The organism is Rhodococcus sp. BP-261 (assembly GCF_019835205.1).
Lineage (GTDB): Bacteria > Actinomycetota > Actinomycetes > Mycobacteriales > Mycobacteriaceae > Rhodococcoides > Rhodococcoides kyotonensis_B.
This window is the reverse complement of the sequence record NZ_JABUCO010000004.1, coordinates 343,888-358,515: the sequence shown is the minus strand read 5'-3', so window position 1 is coordinate 358,515 and position 14,628 is coordinate 343,888. Positions and strand designations below refer to the sequence as shown.

At 66.0% G+C, this 14,628-nt stretch carries 8 protein-coding genes; all 8 read left to right on the top strand.

What is annotated here, in order from left to right:
• Positions 1-86 precede the first annotated feature (86 nt).
• The 8 genes from HQ354_RS07380 (at position 87) to pks13 (ending at position 14,625) form a co-directional block, all read left to right on the top strand.
• Positions 87-1,016, top strand: coding sequence for an alpha/beta hydrolase family protein (locus HQ354_RS07380; protein ID WP_068430126.1), 930 nt, complete (start codon positions 87-89; stop codon positions 1,014-1,016).
• 352 nt (positions 1,017-1,368) lie between these two features.
• A complete protein-coding gene (locus HQ354_RS07375; protein WP_222634343.1) occupies positions 1,369-2,382 on the top strand; it encodes an alpha/beta hydrolase family protein in 1,014 nt (337 codons plus the stop codon).
• Positions 2,383-2,637: 255 nt separating this feature from the next.
• Positions 2,638-4,527 carry an alpha/beta hydrolase-fold protein gene (locus HQ354_RS07370; RefSeq protein WP_068430008.1) on the top strand — a complete coding sequence of 630 codons (1,890 nt, stop codon included), beginning with the start codon at positions 2,638-2,640 and terminating at the stop codon, positions 4,525-4,527.
• Positions 4,528-4,626: 99 nt separating this feature from the next.
• Positions 4,627-5,178 carry a DUF732 domain-containing protein gene (locus tag HQ354_RS07365; RefSeq protein WP_068430127.1) on the top strand — a complete coding sequence of 184 codons (552 nt, stop codon included), beginning with the start codon at positions 4,627-4,629 and terminating at the stop codon, positions 5,176-5,178.
• A gap of 11 nt (positions 5,179-5,189) precedes the next feature.
• On the top strand, positions 5,190-6,158 hold the full coding sequence (locus HQ354_RS07360; RefSeq protein ID WP_068430009.1) for a cutinase family protein: 969 nt from the start codon (positions 5,190-5,192) through the stop codon (positions 6,156-6,158).
• A 179-nt stretch (positions 6,159-6,337) separates the two neighbouring features.
• The gene (locus HQ354_RS07355; protein WP_084423912.1) at positions 6,338-7,378 is read left to right on the top strand and encodes an LLM class F420-dependent oxidoreductase; all 1,041 of its coding nucleotides are present in this window, start codon (positions 6,338-6,340) and stop codon (positions 7,376-7,378) included.
• Between the two features lie 163 nt (positions 7,379-7,541).
• Positions 7,542-9,440, top strand: coding sequence for a long-chain-fatty-acid--AMP ligase FadD32 (gene fadD32 / locus HQ354_RS07350; RefSeq protein WP_068430010.1), 1,899 nt, complete (start codon positions 7,542-7,544; stop codon positions 9,438-9,440).
• A gap of 52 nt (positions 9,441-9,492) precedes the next feature.
• The gene (gene pks13 / locus HQ354_RS07345; RefSeq protein ID WP_222634344.1) at positions 9,493-14,625 is read left to right on the top strand and encodes a polyketide synthase Pks13; all 5,133 of its coding nucleotides are present in this window, start codon (positions 9,493-9,495) and stop codon (positions 14,623-14,625) included.
• The last annotated feature ends 3 nt before the right edge of the window (positions 14,626-14,628 follow it).

Here is a 14,628-nt window from a genome sequence, read left to right as displayed (position 1 = left end):
AAAACCGCTGAGAGGTCGATTGCATGCTGTTTGGAACGAAGAAGAGTGCCGGGGGGCGCACACGCCGTTTGCTGACGTCACTGGTGATGGCTGTGGCACTACCCCTCGGGCTGGCAGTGGTGGGAACGGGTGCGACCGCCAACGCGGCGTTCGATCCGCGTGCGTTCGACTTCTGGACGGACTCGAGCATGGGCCCGATCAAGAGCCGTGTCTGGCGGGCCGCGGACGGTAACACCGACCGCGTCGTCTACCTGCTCGACGGCCTCCGCGCCACGAACGACATCTCCGGCTGGGAGCACGAGACGGATGCAGGCGCGACGCTCGCTGCCTGGAACATCAATGTCGTCGAGCCCGTCGGTGGTCAGTCCAGCTTCTACTCCGACTGGTACGCGCCGTCGAACTTCAACGGTCAGCAGACGACCTACAAGTGGGAAACGTTCCTGACGCAGAACCTGCGCGACAATCTCGCCAATCAGCTCGGCTTCAACCGGAACCGCAACGGCGTCGTCGGCATCTCGATGGGTGGATCCGCGGCGCTGACGCTGGCGGCCTACCACCCCGATCAGTTCTCCTACGCGGGCTCGCTGTCCGGCTACCTGAACATCTCGGCACCCGGCATGCGCGAAGCGATGCGTCTGGCTCTGCTCGATTCGGGCCGATACAACATCGACGCGATGTGGGGCCCGCCGTGGAACCCGGCGTGGTTGCGCAACGACCCGTTCGTCTTCGCCCCGCGACTGCGCGACAACGGCACCCGAGTGTGGGTCTTCGCCGGTAGCGGTCTCCCGGGTGGTCTCGATCAGCCGCGCAGCTTCATCGATTACTACAACACCGGCAACGCGATGGGACTCGAAGCGATCGCACTGGCCAACAGCCGGGCATTCCAGGTCCGGATGGCCAGTATCGGCGCCAACAACGTCACGTACGCGTTCCCGGCCGTCGGTACCCACCAGTGGGGTTACTGGCAGGAGCAGGTGCACATCATGGCACCGGACCTGAGCGCCAACATCGGCTGAAACACCTGACGGCGGTCCCCGCACGACAACTTGCTGTGATATTTCACTACTTTCACGGGGTGTCGCGCGGGGGGGCCGACAGGATAGTGTCACGACTTGATATCGGCCCCGAAGCAAACCTGAGATCAAGATCACGGTTTTGCATCGGGGCCGCCGGGTGCAATAGCCTCCCTTTCGGTCACGGCCGCCGACCCTCGCGGACGCGGACGGGTCCGTACCTGTTTCACACTTGATTGTCGAAAAACTGAACAGCCCGTACTACGGCCCGACAGGGCCGAAGAACAGCCCTGTTGGAATTGCCGGGGGCCGCAGCAGACGCGGAATCCGCAGAAGACGAGAGAGAGCACGATTCATGCGATTTGCCGGCCTCAGCAACAAACCGAGGTTGACCCAGCGATGGCGTCAGCGACTCATGAGACTCGGTGCAGCCGCACTCGTACTTCCGATCGCTCTCGGAGCCGTCGGCGGTGCCACAGCGGTAGCGGCTCCCAGCCCCATCACCCACAAGGCTCCGGCCGGCGGCCGTGAGGACCTCTGGGTTCCGTCCGAGATGGGCCCCATCAAGGTCCAGGTCCAGTGGGCAGCCCGCGGCGGCAGCTCGGCTCTGTACCTGCTCGACGGCCTCCGTGCTCGCGACGACCGCAACGCATGGACGTTCGAGACCAACGCCCAGGACCAGTTCGCGAACGACGACGTCACGCTCGTCATGCCCGTCGGCGGCCAGGCCAGCTTCTACAGCGACTGGTACGCCGCGTCGAACCTGAACGGCCAGGAAGTCACCTACAAGTGGGAGACCTTCCTGACGCAGGACCTGCCGGCGTTCCTCGAGGGCTACGGAGTCTCGCGTACCAACAACGCCGTTCTCGGCATCTCGATGGGTGGATCGGCCGCTCTGACGCTGGCTGCGTACCACCGCGAGCAGTTCAAGTTCGCCGGTTCGTTCTCGGGCTACCTGAACATCTCGGCTCCCGGTATGCGCGAAGCGATCCGCGTCGCCATGCTGTCGCAGTCCTGGTTCAACGTCGACTCCATGTGGGGACCTCCGTGGAGCCCGGCATGGCTGCGTAACGACCCGTTCGTCTTCGCTCCGCAGCTCGAGGGCCTGTCGATGTACATCTCGGCAGCCAGCGGCCTGCCCGGCGAGTTCGATCACCCGCGCGCACCGATCGACTTCTACAACACGGCCAACGGCATGGCTCTCGAAGCGCTCGCGCTCGCCAACAGCCGCGCATTCCAGGTCCGCCTGGCAACGCTCGGAATCCCGGCGACGTTCGACTTCCCGTCCAACGGAATCCACTCGTGGCCGTACTGGTCCGCAGAGCTCTGGAAGGCTCGCGGCCAGATCCTCGAGGCCCTGAACGCCTGATTCGGGTCGTTCGTCTCATGATCGTCGAAAGCCGTCCTGCGCCCTGCGTAGGACGGCTTTCGCGTGTGTACGGACCGGTCGGCATTTCGAAGACAAATTCACAATTGCATCACCAGCCACAGCGAGCCTCGGTCGTTTCGTCGTCGTTCGCGTGTAAGAAAGACAGCTGAAGAGGTCGGTGACCTACCCCTCGTCGGCATCCGACACGGGTCGACGCGACCTCGCAGCAGCACTTGCAGAAGGAGAGTCACCATCATGCGCACTGGGCTTGCTCGGACCGATCGGCGCCGCACAGCCGGAATTCAGGCTCGTCGGGCTGCGATCGCCGCGGCAGTGGCCGTCGCATTGGCGTCGCCGTTCGGCGCTGTCGGGATCGCGCAGGCGTCGCCCATTGCAGTGGCGTCGTCGCCCGACCGTACGCAGACCGCGTCCGGAGCGACGGTCACCGCCGTCGACTGGCTGTCGGACCGCCGCGTCGCGCTGTGGATCCAGTCGCCGTCGATGGGCACTCCGATCCAGGTGCAGCTGCTGCTCGCGCGTGACTGGAATCTGAACCCGCAGGCGTCCTTCCCGTCCGTGTGGATGCTCGACGGTCTGCGCGCCACCGACATGGAGAACGGCTGGACCGCCGAGACCGACGCCGAGTCGTACTTCGCGGACAAGAACGTCAACGTCGTCCTCCCGGTCGGCGGACAGTCCAGCTTCTACTCGGACTGGGTCGACCAGGACAACGGCAAGAACTACCAGTGGGAGACGTTCCTGACGAAGGAACTGCCCCCGATTCTCGAGCGGGACTGGCGCACCAACCAGACACGCGGCGTCGTCGGCCTGTCGATGGGTGGCACCGCGGCCATGTTCCTCGCCGCGCGCAACGAGGGCTTCTTCCAGTTCGCCGGATCGTTGTCCGGAATGCTCACCACGACGACCCTCGGCATGCCGCAGGCAATCCAGTACGCGATGGCCGACGCAGGTGGCTTCGACTCGAAGGCGATGTGGGGCGCGCCGACCAACGATCTGTGGGCGCAGCACGACCCGTATCTGCTCGCCGAGAAGCTGAAGGGCGTCAGCCTGTACATCTCGAGCGGCAACGGTGCCGCGGGGCCGTACGACGCACCGTCGGGAATCCCCGGCGTCAGCTCCAACTACGCCGGCATGGGCCTCGAGATTCTGTCGCGACTGACGTCGCAGACGTTCGCGACCAAGCTCAACAAGCTCGGCATTCCCGCGCAGGTCAACTACCGGCCGTCCGGCACGCACTCGTGGGAGTACTGGCAGTTCGAGCTGCACCAGCTGTGGCCGCAGCTCGCCAACGCTCTCGGTGTCGAAGCGGACAAGCCCGCGTGCAGCCCGACGGGTGCCATCGGCAACGCGTCGGGAGCCAACGCTTGGCTCGGCGACTGCCTGACGCCGGAATACAACGTCGCGGGTGGACGCGCCCAGGACTTCCGCTTCGGACGGGTGTTCTTCTCGCAGGACTCCGGTGCGCAGGTCGTGGCAGGCGCGATCGGCGGAAACTACCAGGGATCCGGCGGACCTGCGGGCCCGCTCGGCTTCCCGAAGACCGGTGAGTTCGGCACGCCGGACGGCCGCGGACGCGCGGGCGCGTTCCAGAACGGGATGATCTACTTCACGCCGCAGACCGGTGCGCACGCCGTCCGCGGAGCGATCCTCGACGAGTGGGCGCGTCAGGGCTACGAGACCGGACCGCTCGGCTACCCCGTCCTCGACGAGGTCGCGACGCCGTCGAAGCCGGGCGCGGTCCAGGGCTTCGAGATCGGAGCGATGTACCACAGCCCCGATCTCGGTACGCATTCCGTGCAGGGCATGATTCTCGACAAGTACGGTCAATTGGGTTGGGAGAACAGCGCTCTCGGCTTCCCGAAGACCAGCGAGATGGGTCCGCTCAAGGATGGCGGTCGGTTCAACGAGTTCGAGAACGGCAACATCTACTGGAGTCCTGTGACGGGTGCATGGGCCATCCGCAACGGCGAGATCTTCGACGCGTGGAAGAGCGTCGGCTACGAGAACGGACGCCTCGGCTACATCACGAGCGATCAGTTCGAGATGGACGGCGGCGGAATCCAGCAGAACTTCCAGTTCGGCATCATCACGGTCAAGGACGGCAAGGTCACGATCGCCCCGTAACTCCCGCAGTTACCGACGAGTAGTCCCTCAGAGTTCTCTCAGCGGTTCTCTGTACCGTGACGCGTTGAAACGACGACGACCAAGGACGTAGACACGATGATGCACACGACTCTGGCCCGAACACTGTCCATGGGCCTACTGGCCGTCGCCGCCGGTGGACTGTTGGTGGCGTGCGGCAGCGACGATTCCACTGCCACCGGAACTCCGTCGACCACGACCTCCGCCGCCGCCGAGTCGACGTCCACATCGGCGGAGGCGACCACGTCGGCGTCGGAGACGACCAGTTCGACTGCGCCGACGACGACTCCGGGCGAGGCGGCGACGGCTCCCCCCGAGCAGCCGCAGCCCGTGCCCGACGACTTCCCCGGCACGACCGAGAGTCCGATCGACGCACGCGGGCAGGCGTTCCTCGACGAGCTGAAGAAGGACGGCATCACGCCGGCAGGAAACGGTGAGATCGCGATCTCGACCGCCAACTACATCTGCTCTGCGCAGTCGCAGGGTGTCGCAGCGGACGAGATCTCGACCTTCGTGACCGCGAACGTCGGCGTCGAGGCCAGCGCGTCGGGCACGGAGATCAGCGCCGAGCAGGCAGGCCAGCAGGCCCAGACCTACATCACGGCCGCGCAGAACACCTACTGCAAGTCCTGACGAGACACGTCGTGGCGAATCGAACGAAACGCAGAAGACGACTGCTACCGAAGCTTCTCGCGGTAGCAGTCGTACTCGGGCTTGTCATCGTGGCGCTCTGGTACCTGTTGGCCGGAAGGCTCCCGAAGGAGATTCCGTCGCCGATTCCGGGGCCGGGTCCCGAACAGCCGTCGTCGCAACCCGCCGATTGCGCCGACGTCGCGGTCATCGCCATTCCGGGCACGTGGGAATCCGCGGCGAACGACGACCCGTACAACCCGACCGCGAACCCCGCGTCCCTGATGCTGAACGTGACGCGAGCGCTGCAGCAGCAGTTCGACCCGAGCCGTGCAACGGTCTACACCGTTCCGTACGTCGCGCAGTTCTCGAATCCGATCGCGTTCCCGCCGGACGGGCAGCAGTCGTACAACAACAGCCGCACCGAGGGTTCGGCAGTGGCGCGCGACGAGATGACTCGCTACAGCGAGCACTGCCCCCTGACGAACTTCGTTCTGACGGGCTTCTCGCAGGGCGCGGTCATCGCCGGTGACATCGCGTCGGACATCGGCGCGGGCAACGGACCGATCGCCGCGGACCGCGTTCTCGGCGTGACACTCATCGCCGACGGCAGGCGCGACGGCACGTCCGGAAACGACATCGGACCGGCCGTCGACGGCGTCGGAGCCGAGGTGGCTCTCGGCGGATTGGACCTGCCGGGAATCACGATGACAGGACCGCGTCCCGGTGGTTTCGGAACGCTCGACGACAAGGTCAATCAGATCTGCGCGGCAGGCGATCTGATCTGCGCCGCGCCGTCGGAAGGCTTGTCGCTGCGGAACATTCCGCAAAGCATCGGCATCCTGCTGGGGGCCGCGGGCAACCCGGTGCACGCGTCGTACAACAGTTTCGTCGTCGACGACGCGGGTACCACTTCGACGCAGTGGACGGCGTCGTGGGCAGCTGGTCTGATCGAGTCGGCACCGGAGATTGCGCACTCCTGACTACGGCCGTGTAGTTCTCACAACGACCGCTCGGGACGGTCGATGATCGGGCACAAAGCTGGTCGTGGGTGACCCCGCCAGGTGTATTCGCACGTGGCGAACCTATAGAGTGACGCCTTGGACCAGCCGAGATCGGCATCGATCGACCACGCCGAAACCCGCACCGAGGAGACCAATAGATGTGTTCCGCCCAGGCCCCAGGTTTGTCTCCCGGGGGCTCAGCTCAGCCCGCAGAAGGGCAGACCGCGGCACTGCGCAAGTTCCGCTTCGCCGCAGGCGGAGAGGGCAATGCCGAAGAGGGCGGGGCGCGTAAGTTCATCAAGCTGGCGCAGCAGGCCGAAGAGCTGGGCTACGACAGCTTCATGATCCCCGATCACCTCGGGAACCAGGTCGGGCCGATTGCCGCCCTCGGAGCACTCGCGGTCGCGACGGACAAGATCCGCCTCGGCACCGCCGTCCTCGCCAACGGGTTCCGTCATCCGGCGATCCTCGCGAAGGACGCGGCGACGATCGACGTCCTTTCGGGCGGTCGTCTCGAACTGGGTCTCGGCGCCGGCTGGATGCGCGACGAGTACGACAAGGCCGGAATCGAGTACGACCGGCCCGGTGTCCGTATCGAGAAGCTCGAGGAGAGCCTCGAGATCCTGGACACGCTGCTGCGCGGCAAGGAATGCAACTTCGAGGGCAAGCACTTCACGATCACCGGTCTCAAGGGAAGCCCACGCCCGCGTCAGGGTCCGCGCCCGCCGATCTGCGTCGGAGGCGGCGGACCGCGCATGCTGGCGCTCGCGGCGAAGTACGCCGACATCATCTCCGTCGTGCCGAGTACGACGAAGGAGGGCAAGCTCCAGCTGTCGGGAATGACCCTCGACAAGACGTTGGAGCGCGTCGAACTGATCCGCAAGGCAGCGGGCGATCGTTTCGACTCGATCGAGCTCAACTGGGCCATCACCACCATCGTCGTCACCGACGACCGCGAGCAGATGGCAGAGATGGCGTTGGCCGCGCTCGACAACGGGTACCCGCCGAACGTCGACGTCGACGTGAAGCTCAGCGTCGAGGACATTCTGACGTCCCCGTACCTGGCATTCGGCACGTACGAGGAAATAGCCGACCAGATCCGTAACGTTCGCAAGATGACGACGATGTCCTATGTCGGGGTTTTCCCCACACAGATGGAAGCCTTCGCACCCGTCGTGGATCTGCTGAAAGGCGAATGACCGCGGACGCGGTGCGACGAAAAGATTTGGTCATCGAGATAGTTAGCAGCTACTAATATTCACGCTGTTCGAACCAGGCGTGAGCCGGAGCATAGTCGGGCGCGGGCCGTTGCCGTTCGGGGCACAGCCGGCAGCGGAATCCCGTCGGAGGAGATTGAACACAATGAGCCACAAATTCGATGAGTACATCGATGAGAACGGCCACATCAACATCGGCGAGGGCAAGACGCTGGTCCGCCACGTCGAGGTGAACGTCGCGGAGAACGCCGACACGCTGGCATACCGCTTCATGGACTACTCCCGCGAACGCGACGGGGAAGCTCACGAGCTCACCTGGTCTCAGTTCGGCACCCGACTCCGCGCAGTCGCCGCGCGTCTGCAGCAGGTGACCCAGCCGGGAGACCGCGTCGCCATCCTCGCGCCGCAGGGGCTCGACTACGTCGTCGCGTTCTTCGGTGCCATCTACGCGGGCACCATCGCCGTCCCGCTGTTCGATCCCGACGAGCCCGGCCACACCGACCGGCTGCACGCGGTCCTCGGTGACTGCGAGCCGACGGCCATCCTCACCGCCACGAATTCCGCCGCCGGTGTACGTAACTTCTTCCGCTCTCTTCCCGCCGCTCAGCGTCCCCGTGTCATCGCCGTCGACGCCATCCCGGACAGCGTCGGCGAGACCTGGGTCGAGCCGCCCGCCAAGCTGGACGACATCGCCTACCTGCAGTACACGTCGGGTTCGACGCGTGTGCCCGCCGGTGTCGAGATCACGCACCGCGCCGTCGGCGTCAACGCGCTGCAGATGGTCGACAGCATGGAGCTCAACGAGGACTCGCGCGGCGTGACGTGGCTGCCGATGTTCCACGACATGGGTCTGCTGACCGTCATCCTCCCGGCGCTGGGCGGCAAGTACATCACCATCATGTCCCCGCGCGCGTTCGTCCAGCGTCCCTGGCGCTGGATCAAGGAACTCGCTGCCGTCTCCGACGGTGCAGGTACCTTCGCCGCCGCCCCGAACTTCGCGTTCGAGCACGCCGCGACCCGCGGCCTGCCGAAAGCAGGCGAGACCCTCGACCTGTCGAACGTCATCGGCCTCATCAACGGCAGCGAGCCGGTCACGACGACGTCGATGAGAAAGTTCAACGAGGCGTTCGGCCCCTACGGGCTTCCGAAGACCGCCATCAAGCCGTCGTACGGCATGGCCGAGGCGACGCTGTTCGTCTCCACCCCGAGGCACACCGACGAGGCCAAGGTCGTCTACGTCGATCGGAACAAGCTCAACGCGGGCGAGTTCGTCGTCGTCGATCAGGACGCCGAGGGAGCGATTCCGCAGGTCTCCACCGGACACGTCGCGCGGAGCCAGTGGGCCGCCATCGTCGATCCCGAGACCGCCACCGAGCTGCCCGACGAGCGCGTAGGCGAGATCTGGTTGCACGGCGAGAACATCGGTCAGGGCTACTGGGGTCGTGAGCAGGAGACCAGCGAGACGTTCCACAACAAGCTGCTGACGCTGAGCGGAACCGCGTCGCACGCCGAGGAAGCGCCCGAGGGTGCCAACTGGATGCGCACCGGCGACTTCGGTGTCTACTACGAGAACGAGCTGTACATCACCGGTCGCGTCAAGGACCTCGTGATCGTCGACGGTCGCAACCACTACCCGCAGGACATCGAGTTCTCGGCGCAGGAAGCGAGCAAGGCCCTGCGCCCCGGCTTCGTCGCAGCGTTCGCGGTCCCGGCCAACCAGCTGCCCGACGTCGTCTTCGAATTCGCAGGCGCCGCACTGACGAAGGATCCGGGCGACTCGTCCGAGCAGCTCGTCATCGTGGCCGAGCGTGCTCCCGGCGCAGGCAAGGCGGATCCGCAGCCGATCGCCGACGAGGTGCGCGCTGCGATCTCGGCTCGTCACGGCGTCACCGCTCGCGACATCCTGCTCGTTCCCGCCGGGTCCATCCCGCGTACGTCCAGCGGCAAGATCGCCCGCCGTGCCTGCAAGGCGGCGTACATCGAGGGCACGCTGCGCGGTGGATACCAGCAGACCGCGTTCCCGGACGCGGAACTGCAGAACTGACCTCGGCGCGCAGACGTCCCGTTCCTCAATCGACAGGTAACTTGGTGAGTTGATGGCAGACCACGAAAACGATGCTGAGAAGACGATGCCCACCGTGGCCGGCGACGGCGCTGGGGGTGACATGACCGTCGCTCAGCTTCGTGAGTGGCTGCGCAACTGGGTTGCCGAGGCCACCGGCCAGTCGGCAGAGCAGATCTCCGACGACCGGCCGATGGAGGAGTTCGGGCTGTCCTCGCGCGACGCCGTCGCTCTCAGTGGTGAGATCGAGGAGCTCGTCGGCGTCACGCTCACGGCGACGGTCGTCTACCAGCACCCGACCATCGCCTCGCTCGCCACGATCATCATCGAGGGCGAGCCCGAGGTCACGGACACGGTCGACGACTCGTTCTACACGCACGGGCTGCAGCCCGGCGACTCGCACGACATCGCCATCGTCGGCGTGTCGACGCGCTTCCCCGGTGCAGGGTCGACGCCCGAGGAGATGTGGTCGCTGCTGAGCGAAGGACGCGACGGCATCACCGATCTGCCCGAGGGCCGCTGGGAGGAGTTCACCTCCGATCCGGCGATCAAGGCAGCCGTCGACGCGACCGTCACCAAGGGCGGATACCTCGACGACGTCAAGACGTTCGACGCCGAATTCTTCGCGATGTCGCCCAACGAGGTCGTCAACGTCGACCCGCAGCAGCGACTCGCTCTCGAACTGACGTGGGAAGCGCTCGAGCACGCACGCATCCCGGCGAGCTCGGTGAAGGGTTCGCAGGTCGGTGTCTTCATCGGCAGCTCGTCCAACGACTACCAGTTGCTCGCCGTCAGCGACCCGAACGCGCACCCGTACGCGCTGACCGGAACGTCGACCGCCATCGTCGCCAACCGCGTCTCGTACTTCTACGACTTCCGTGGCCCGTCCGTGGCCGTCGACACCGCGTGCTCGTCGTCGCTCGTCGCCGTCCACCAAGCAGTCCGCAGCCTGCGTTCCGGTGAGTCCGATCTCGCCGTCGCCGGTGGCGTCAACATGCTGCTAGCGCCGCCGATCACCGTCGGATTCGGTCAGACCGGCGTGCTCGCGCCCGACGGAAAGATCAAAGCGTTCTCGTCCGACGCCAACGGCATGATTCGCTCCGAGGGCGGCGGTCTCGTCGTGCTCAAGCGTCTCGAGGACGCCAAGCGCGACGGCGACGACATCCTCGCCGTCATCGCGGGCTCCGCCGTCAATCAGGACGGGCGTTCCAACGGTCTTCTGGCTCCGAGCCCCGACGCCCAGGCCGACGCACTTCGTTTCGCGTACCGCGATGCAGGTATCGCCCCGTCGGGCGTCGACTACATCGAGGCGCACGGCACCGGCACCATCCTCGGAGACCCGATCGAGGCCGACGCGTTGGGACGCGTCGTCGGCCGTGGGCGCGACGCCGACAAGCCTGCCCTGCTCGGTTCGGCCAAGACCAACTTCGGCCACCTCGAATCCGCCGCAGGCGCAGCAGGTTTGATCAAGGTCGTCCTCGCGATGCAGCAGAACCGTCTGCCTGCGTCGCTCAACTTCGCGGGCCCCAACCCGTACATCGATTTCGACAAGGCGCATCTGAAGGTCATTCCCGACGGCGCGGAGTGGCCTCGCTACACCGGCAAGGCCGTCGCGGGTGTCTCGGGCTTCGGCTTCGGTGGCACCAACGCGCACGTCGTCGTGAAGGAGTACGTCGCCGACGAAACGGCAGGAGTGGAGCCTGCGGAACGACCCGATGGACAAGCCGGTTTCGACGCGGCGTCGGTGGACCCGGAAGCCGTTCTGGCGGAGGGTGTTTCGGCAGGAATAGAGCCCGCGGAACGACCCGTCGAGGAAGAACCCGTGGTTCTCGAGACGCCCGGTGCGGGGGAGACGCTCGCCGAGGAGCTCGCTCCCGAGACGATCGTGCTCGCCGTGTCGGCGGCACTGCCGTCGCGACGCAAGCGCGCTGCCTCGGATCTCGCGGACTGGCTCGAGACCGAAGAGGGCAGCACGACCCCGCTCGTCGACGTCGGCCGCGCGCTGGCCAAGCGCAACCACGGTCGTTCGCGCGCAGTGGTTCTCGCGTCGACGACGGCCGAGGCCATCACCGGACTTCGCGCGGTCGCCGCAGGCAAGCCGGGGCCCGGTGTGTTCTCGGCCGACTCGCCCGCGTCGAACGGGCCGGTGTGGGTGTTCTCCGGGTTCGGCTCGCAGCATCGCAAGATGGCGTCGCGGCTGTACCGCACGAACAAGATCTTCGCTGCCGCGCTCGACGAGGTCGACGAACTGCTGATCGACGAGGCCGGGTACTCCATCAAGGAGATCGTCCTCGACGACTCGCAGACCTACGAGTTCGAGAACTCTCAGGTCGCCATCTTCGTCATCCAGATCGCCTTGGCGGCAACGCTTCGCGCGCACGGCGCCGAGCCGACTGCCGTCATCGGGCACTCGATGGGTGAGGTCGCCGCGGCCTATGTCGCCGGTGGTCTGAACCTCGAGGACGCCGTGCGCATCATCTACGCACGATCCCGCCTGCTCGCCGAGGGCCAGGAGGGTCTCGGTGCCGCGTCGCAGGGCGCGATGGCACTCGTCGAATACACCCCCGACGAGGTCACTCAGCTGACCGATCAATTCCCCGACGTCGAACCCTGCGTCTACGCAGCACCGACGCACACCACGGTCGGTGGGCCGCGCGAACAGGTCGAACAGCTTGTCGCGCAAGCGGAAGCGGCCGAGAAGATGGCCCGCATCCTCGACGTGAAGGGCGCAGGCCACACGGCTGCGGTCGACCCGCTGCTCGGTGAACTCGCGGCCGAACTGGCAGGTATCGAGCCGGGCAAGCTGCGCGCAGGCGTGTACTCGTCCGTCGACAAGGAAGCGCACTACCGCGCCGGCCACGAGCCGATCCACGGCGTCGACTACTGGACCAAGGGTATGCGGTACCCGGTCTACTTCACGCAGGCTGTCAATGTGGCTGTGGGAGATGGGCATACGACGTTCGTGGAGCTGGCGCCGAACCCGGTCGCTCTCATGTCGGTCGCCGCGACGGCGTGGGCTGCGGGCGTCGCCGATTCGACGCTGATCCCGACGCTCAAGCGCAAGGAAGACGAGGCCGAGACGTTCCTGGCCGCGCTCGCGCAGCTCTACGTGCACGGTCACGCGCTCGACCTGACGACGCTGTTCGACGACGGTGCGTACGCGGCGATTCCACGAACCGCGTACCTGCGCAAGGAATTCTGGCTGTCGACTCGGGTGAACTCGAGCGGAAGCGCCCGGATTCCCGGATCTCGGGTAGCGCTGCCGGACGGCCGCCACGTGTGGGAGGTCGACGCGTCGGCTGTGGATTCGTTGGACGCGTTGGTGAATGCGGCTGCCGCACAGGTGTTCTCGGGCGTCACGCTCGGCGCGTCCGTGTCGCACGGTTCGGTGCCTGCCGGTGGCACGCTGGTCACGACGCTGACGTCGCACCTCGGAGGCGCGTCGATCCAGGTTCATGCGCGCGCCGGGTCGACGTTCACGCTGCTGCACGAAGCCGTCGTGACATCGGGTGAGGCGCTGCCGGAACCTGTTGTCGCAGTGCCTTCTTCGTCGCCACAGGAGCGGAGCCTGCGGAGCGACCAGACCGGAGTGGAAGAGCTGCCCGAGGTGGTCGAGGATTTCGGTGATCGTTGGGATCCGGCAGGCAAGCAGACCATGGAGGAGCGGCTCGCTATCATCGTCGCCGACTCCATGGGCTACGCACCCGAGGATCTGCCGCCGGAGATTCCGCTGATCGAGCTGGGTCTCGATTCGCTCAGCGCGGTGCGCATCAAGAACCGCGTCGAGTACGAATTCGACATCCCCACAGTGCAATTGCAGGCTGTGCGTGACGCCAATCTGCGCGAGGTCGAGAAGTACCTGCGCTACGCGCTCGAGAACCGCGACGAGGTTCAGGCGCTGGCAGATCAGCAGAAGGCGGAGAAGGAAGCCGAAGCCGCGGCCGAAGCCGGTGGCCAGGCGCGCGACGAGGCGCTGGAGAAGGCCGTCGCGACCCCCGAAACCGACGTGCCGAGTGCCGAATACCAGCCTGCCCCCGAGACCGGGGCTGCCGACGTCGGTAATCGTGAAGCGTTCGCCGAGGCGGCCGGGTCGGATGTGCCGCCGCGTGACAACGCCGAGCGTCTGACGTTCGCCACATGGGCCGTCGTGACGAAGGAGTCCGCGAAGGGCATCTTCAACACGCTGCCGATTCTCGACGACGAGACCGCCGAGAAATTGGCTGCTCGGTTGACCGAGCGTGCGGGCGGCGAGGTCACGTTCGACGACGTCCTGGATTCCGAGACCATCGAGCAGCTCGCCGAGAAGGTACGTCCGCACCTCGAAGGCGGGGAGATGGACGGGCTCGTACGCAACCTGCGTCCGCGTCCCGAAGGGTCGACGGCCACACCGGTTTTCGCGTTCCACTCGGCAGGTAGCTCGACCGTCGCCTACGAGCCGCTGCTCCGCAAGCTGCCCGCGGGCACGCCGATGTACGGACTCGAGCGCGTCGAAGGCCCGATCTCGAAGCGGGCCGCCGAGTACGTGCCGCTCATTCGCGAGATCCAGCCCGAGGGTCCCTACGTGTTCGTCGGCTGGTCGCTCGGCGGCATCCTCGCCTACGAGGTCGCGCGGCAGATGGAAGAGCAGGGCATCGAGGTCGCGTACGTCGGACTGCTCGACACGGTCATGCCGGGCACCGAGATTCCGGACACGCGCGAGGAAGTGCGTCGACGCTGGGAGCGGTACGCCGCGTTCGCGAAGAAGACGTACGGCGTCGACTACCCGATCCCGTACGAGAAGCTCGTGGATGCCGACGACGAGGGCCAGATCCGGATCATCACGGACTTGGTCAAGCTCAGCGGTGCGAAGATCCCCGGCGGCATCATCGAGCACCAGCGCACGTCGTGGCTCGACAACCGTGCCATCCAAACGGCGGAACTGAAGCCGTACGGTGGACACGTGACGCTGTACATGGCGGACAAGTACCACGACGACGCCATCGCGCTCGAACCCGCGTACGCCACCCGTGAGGAACACGGCGGCTGGGGTCCGGTCGTGAAGGATCTCGAGATCGTGTACATCGGAGGCGACCACCTTGCCGTCGTCGACGAACCGTACATCGGCCGTATTGCGGCACACCTGACGACGACGCTGAACGACATCGAGTCAGCTAGAACCGGAGTTTAGAAT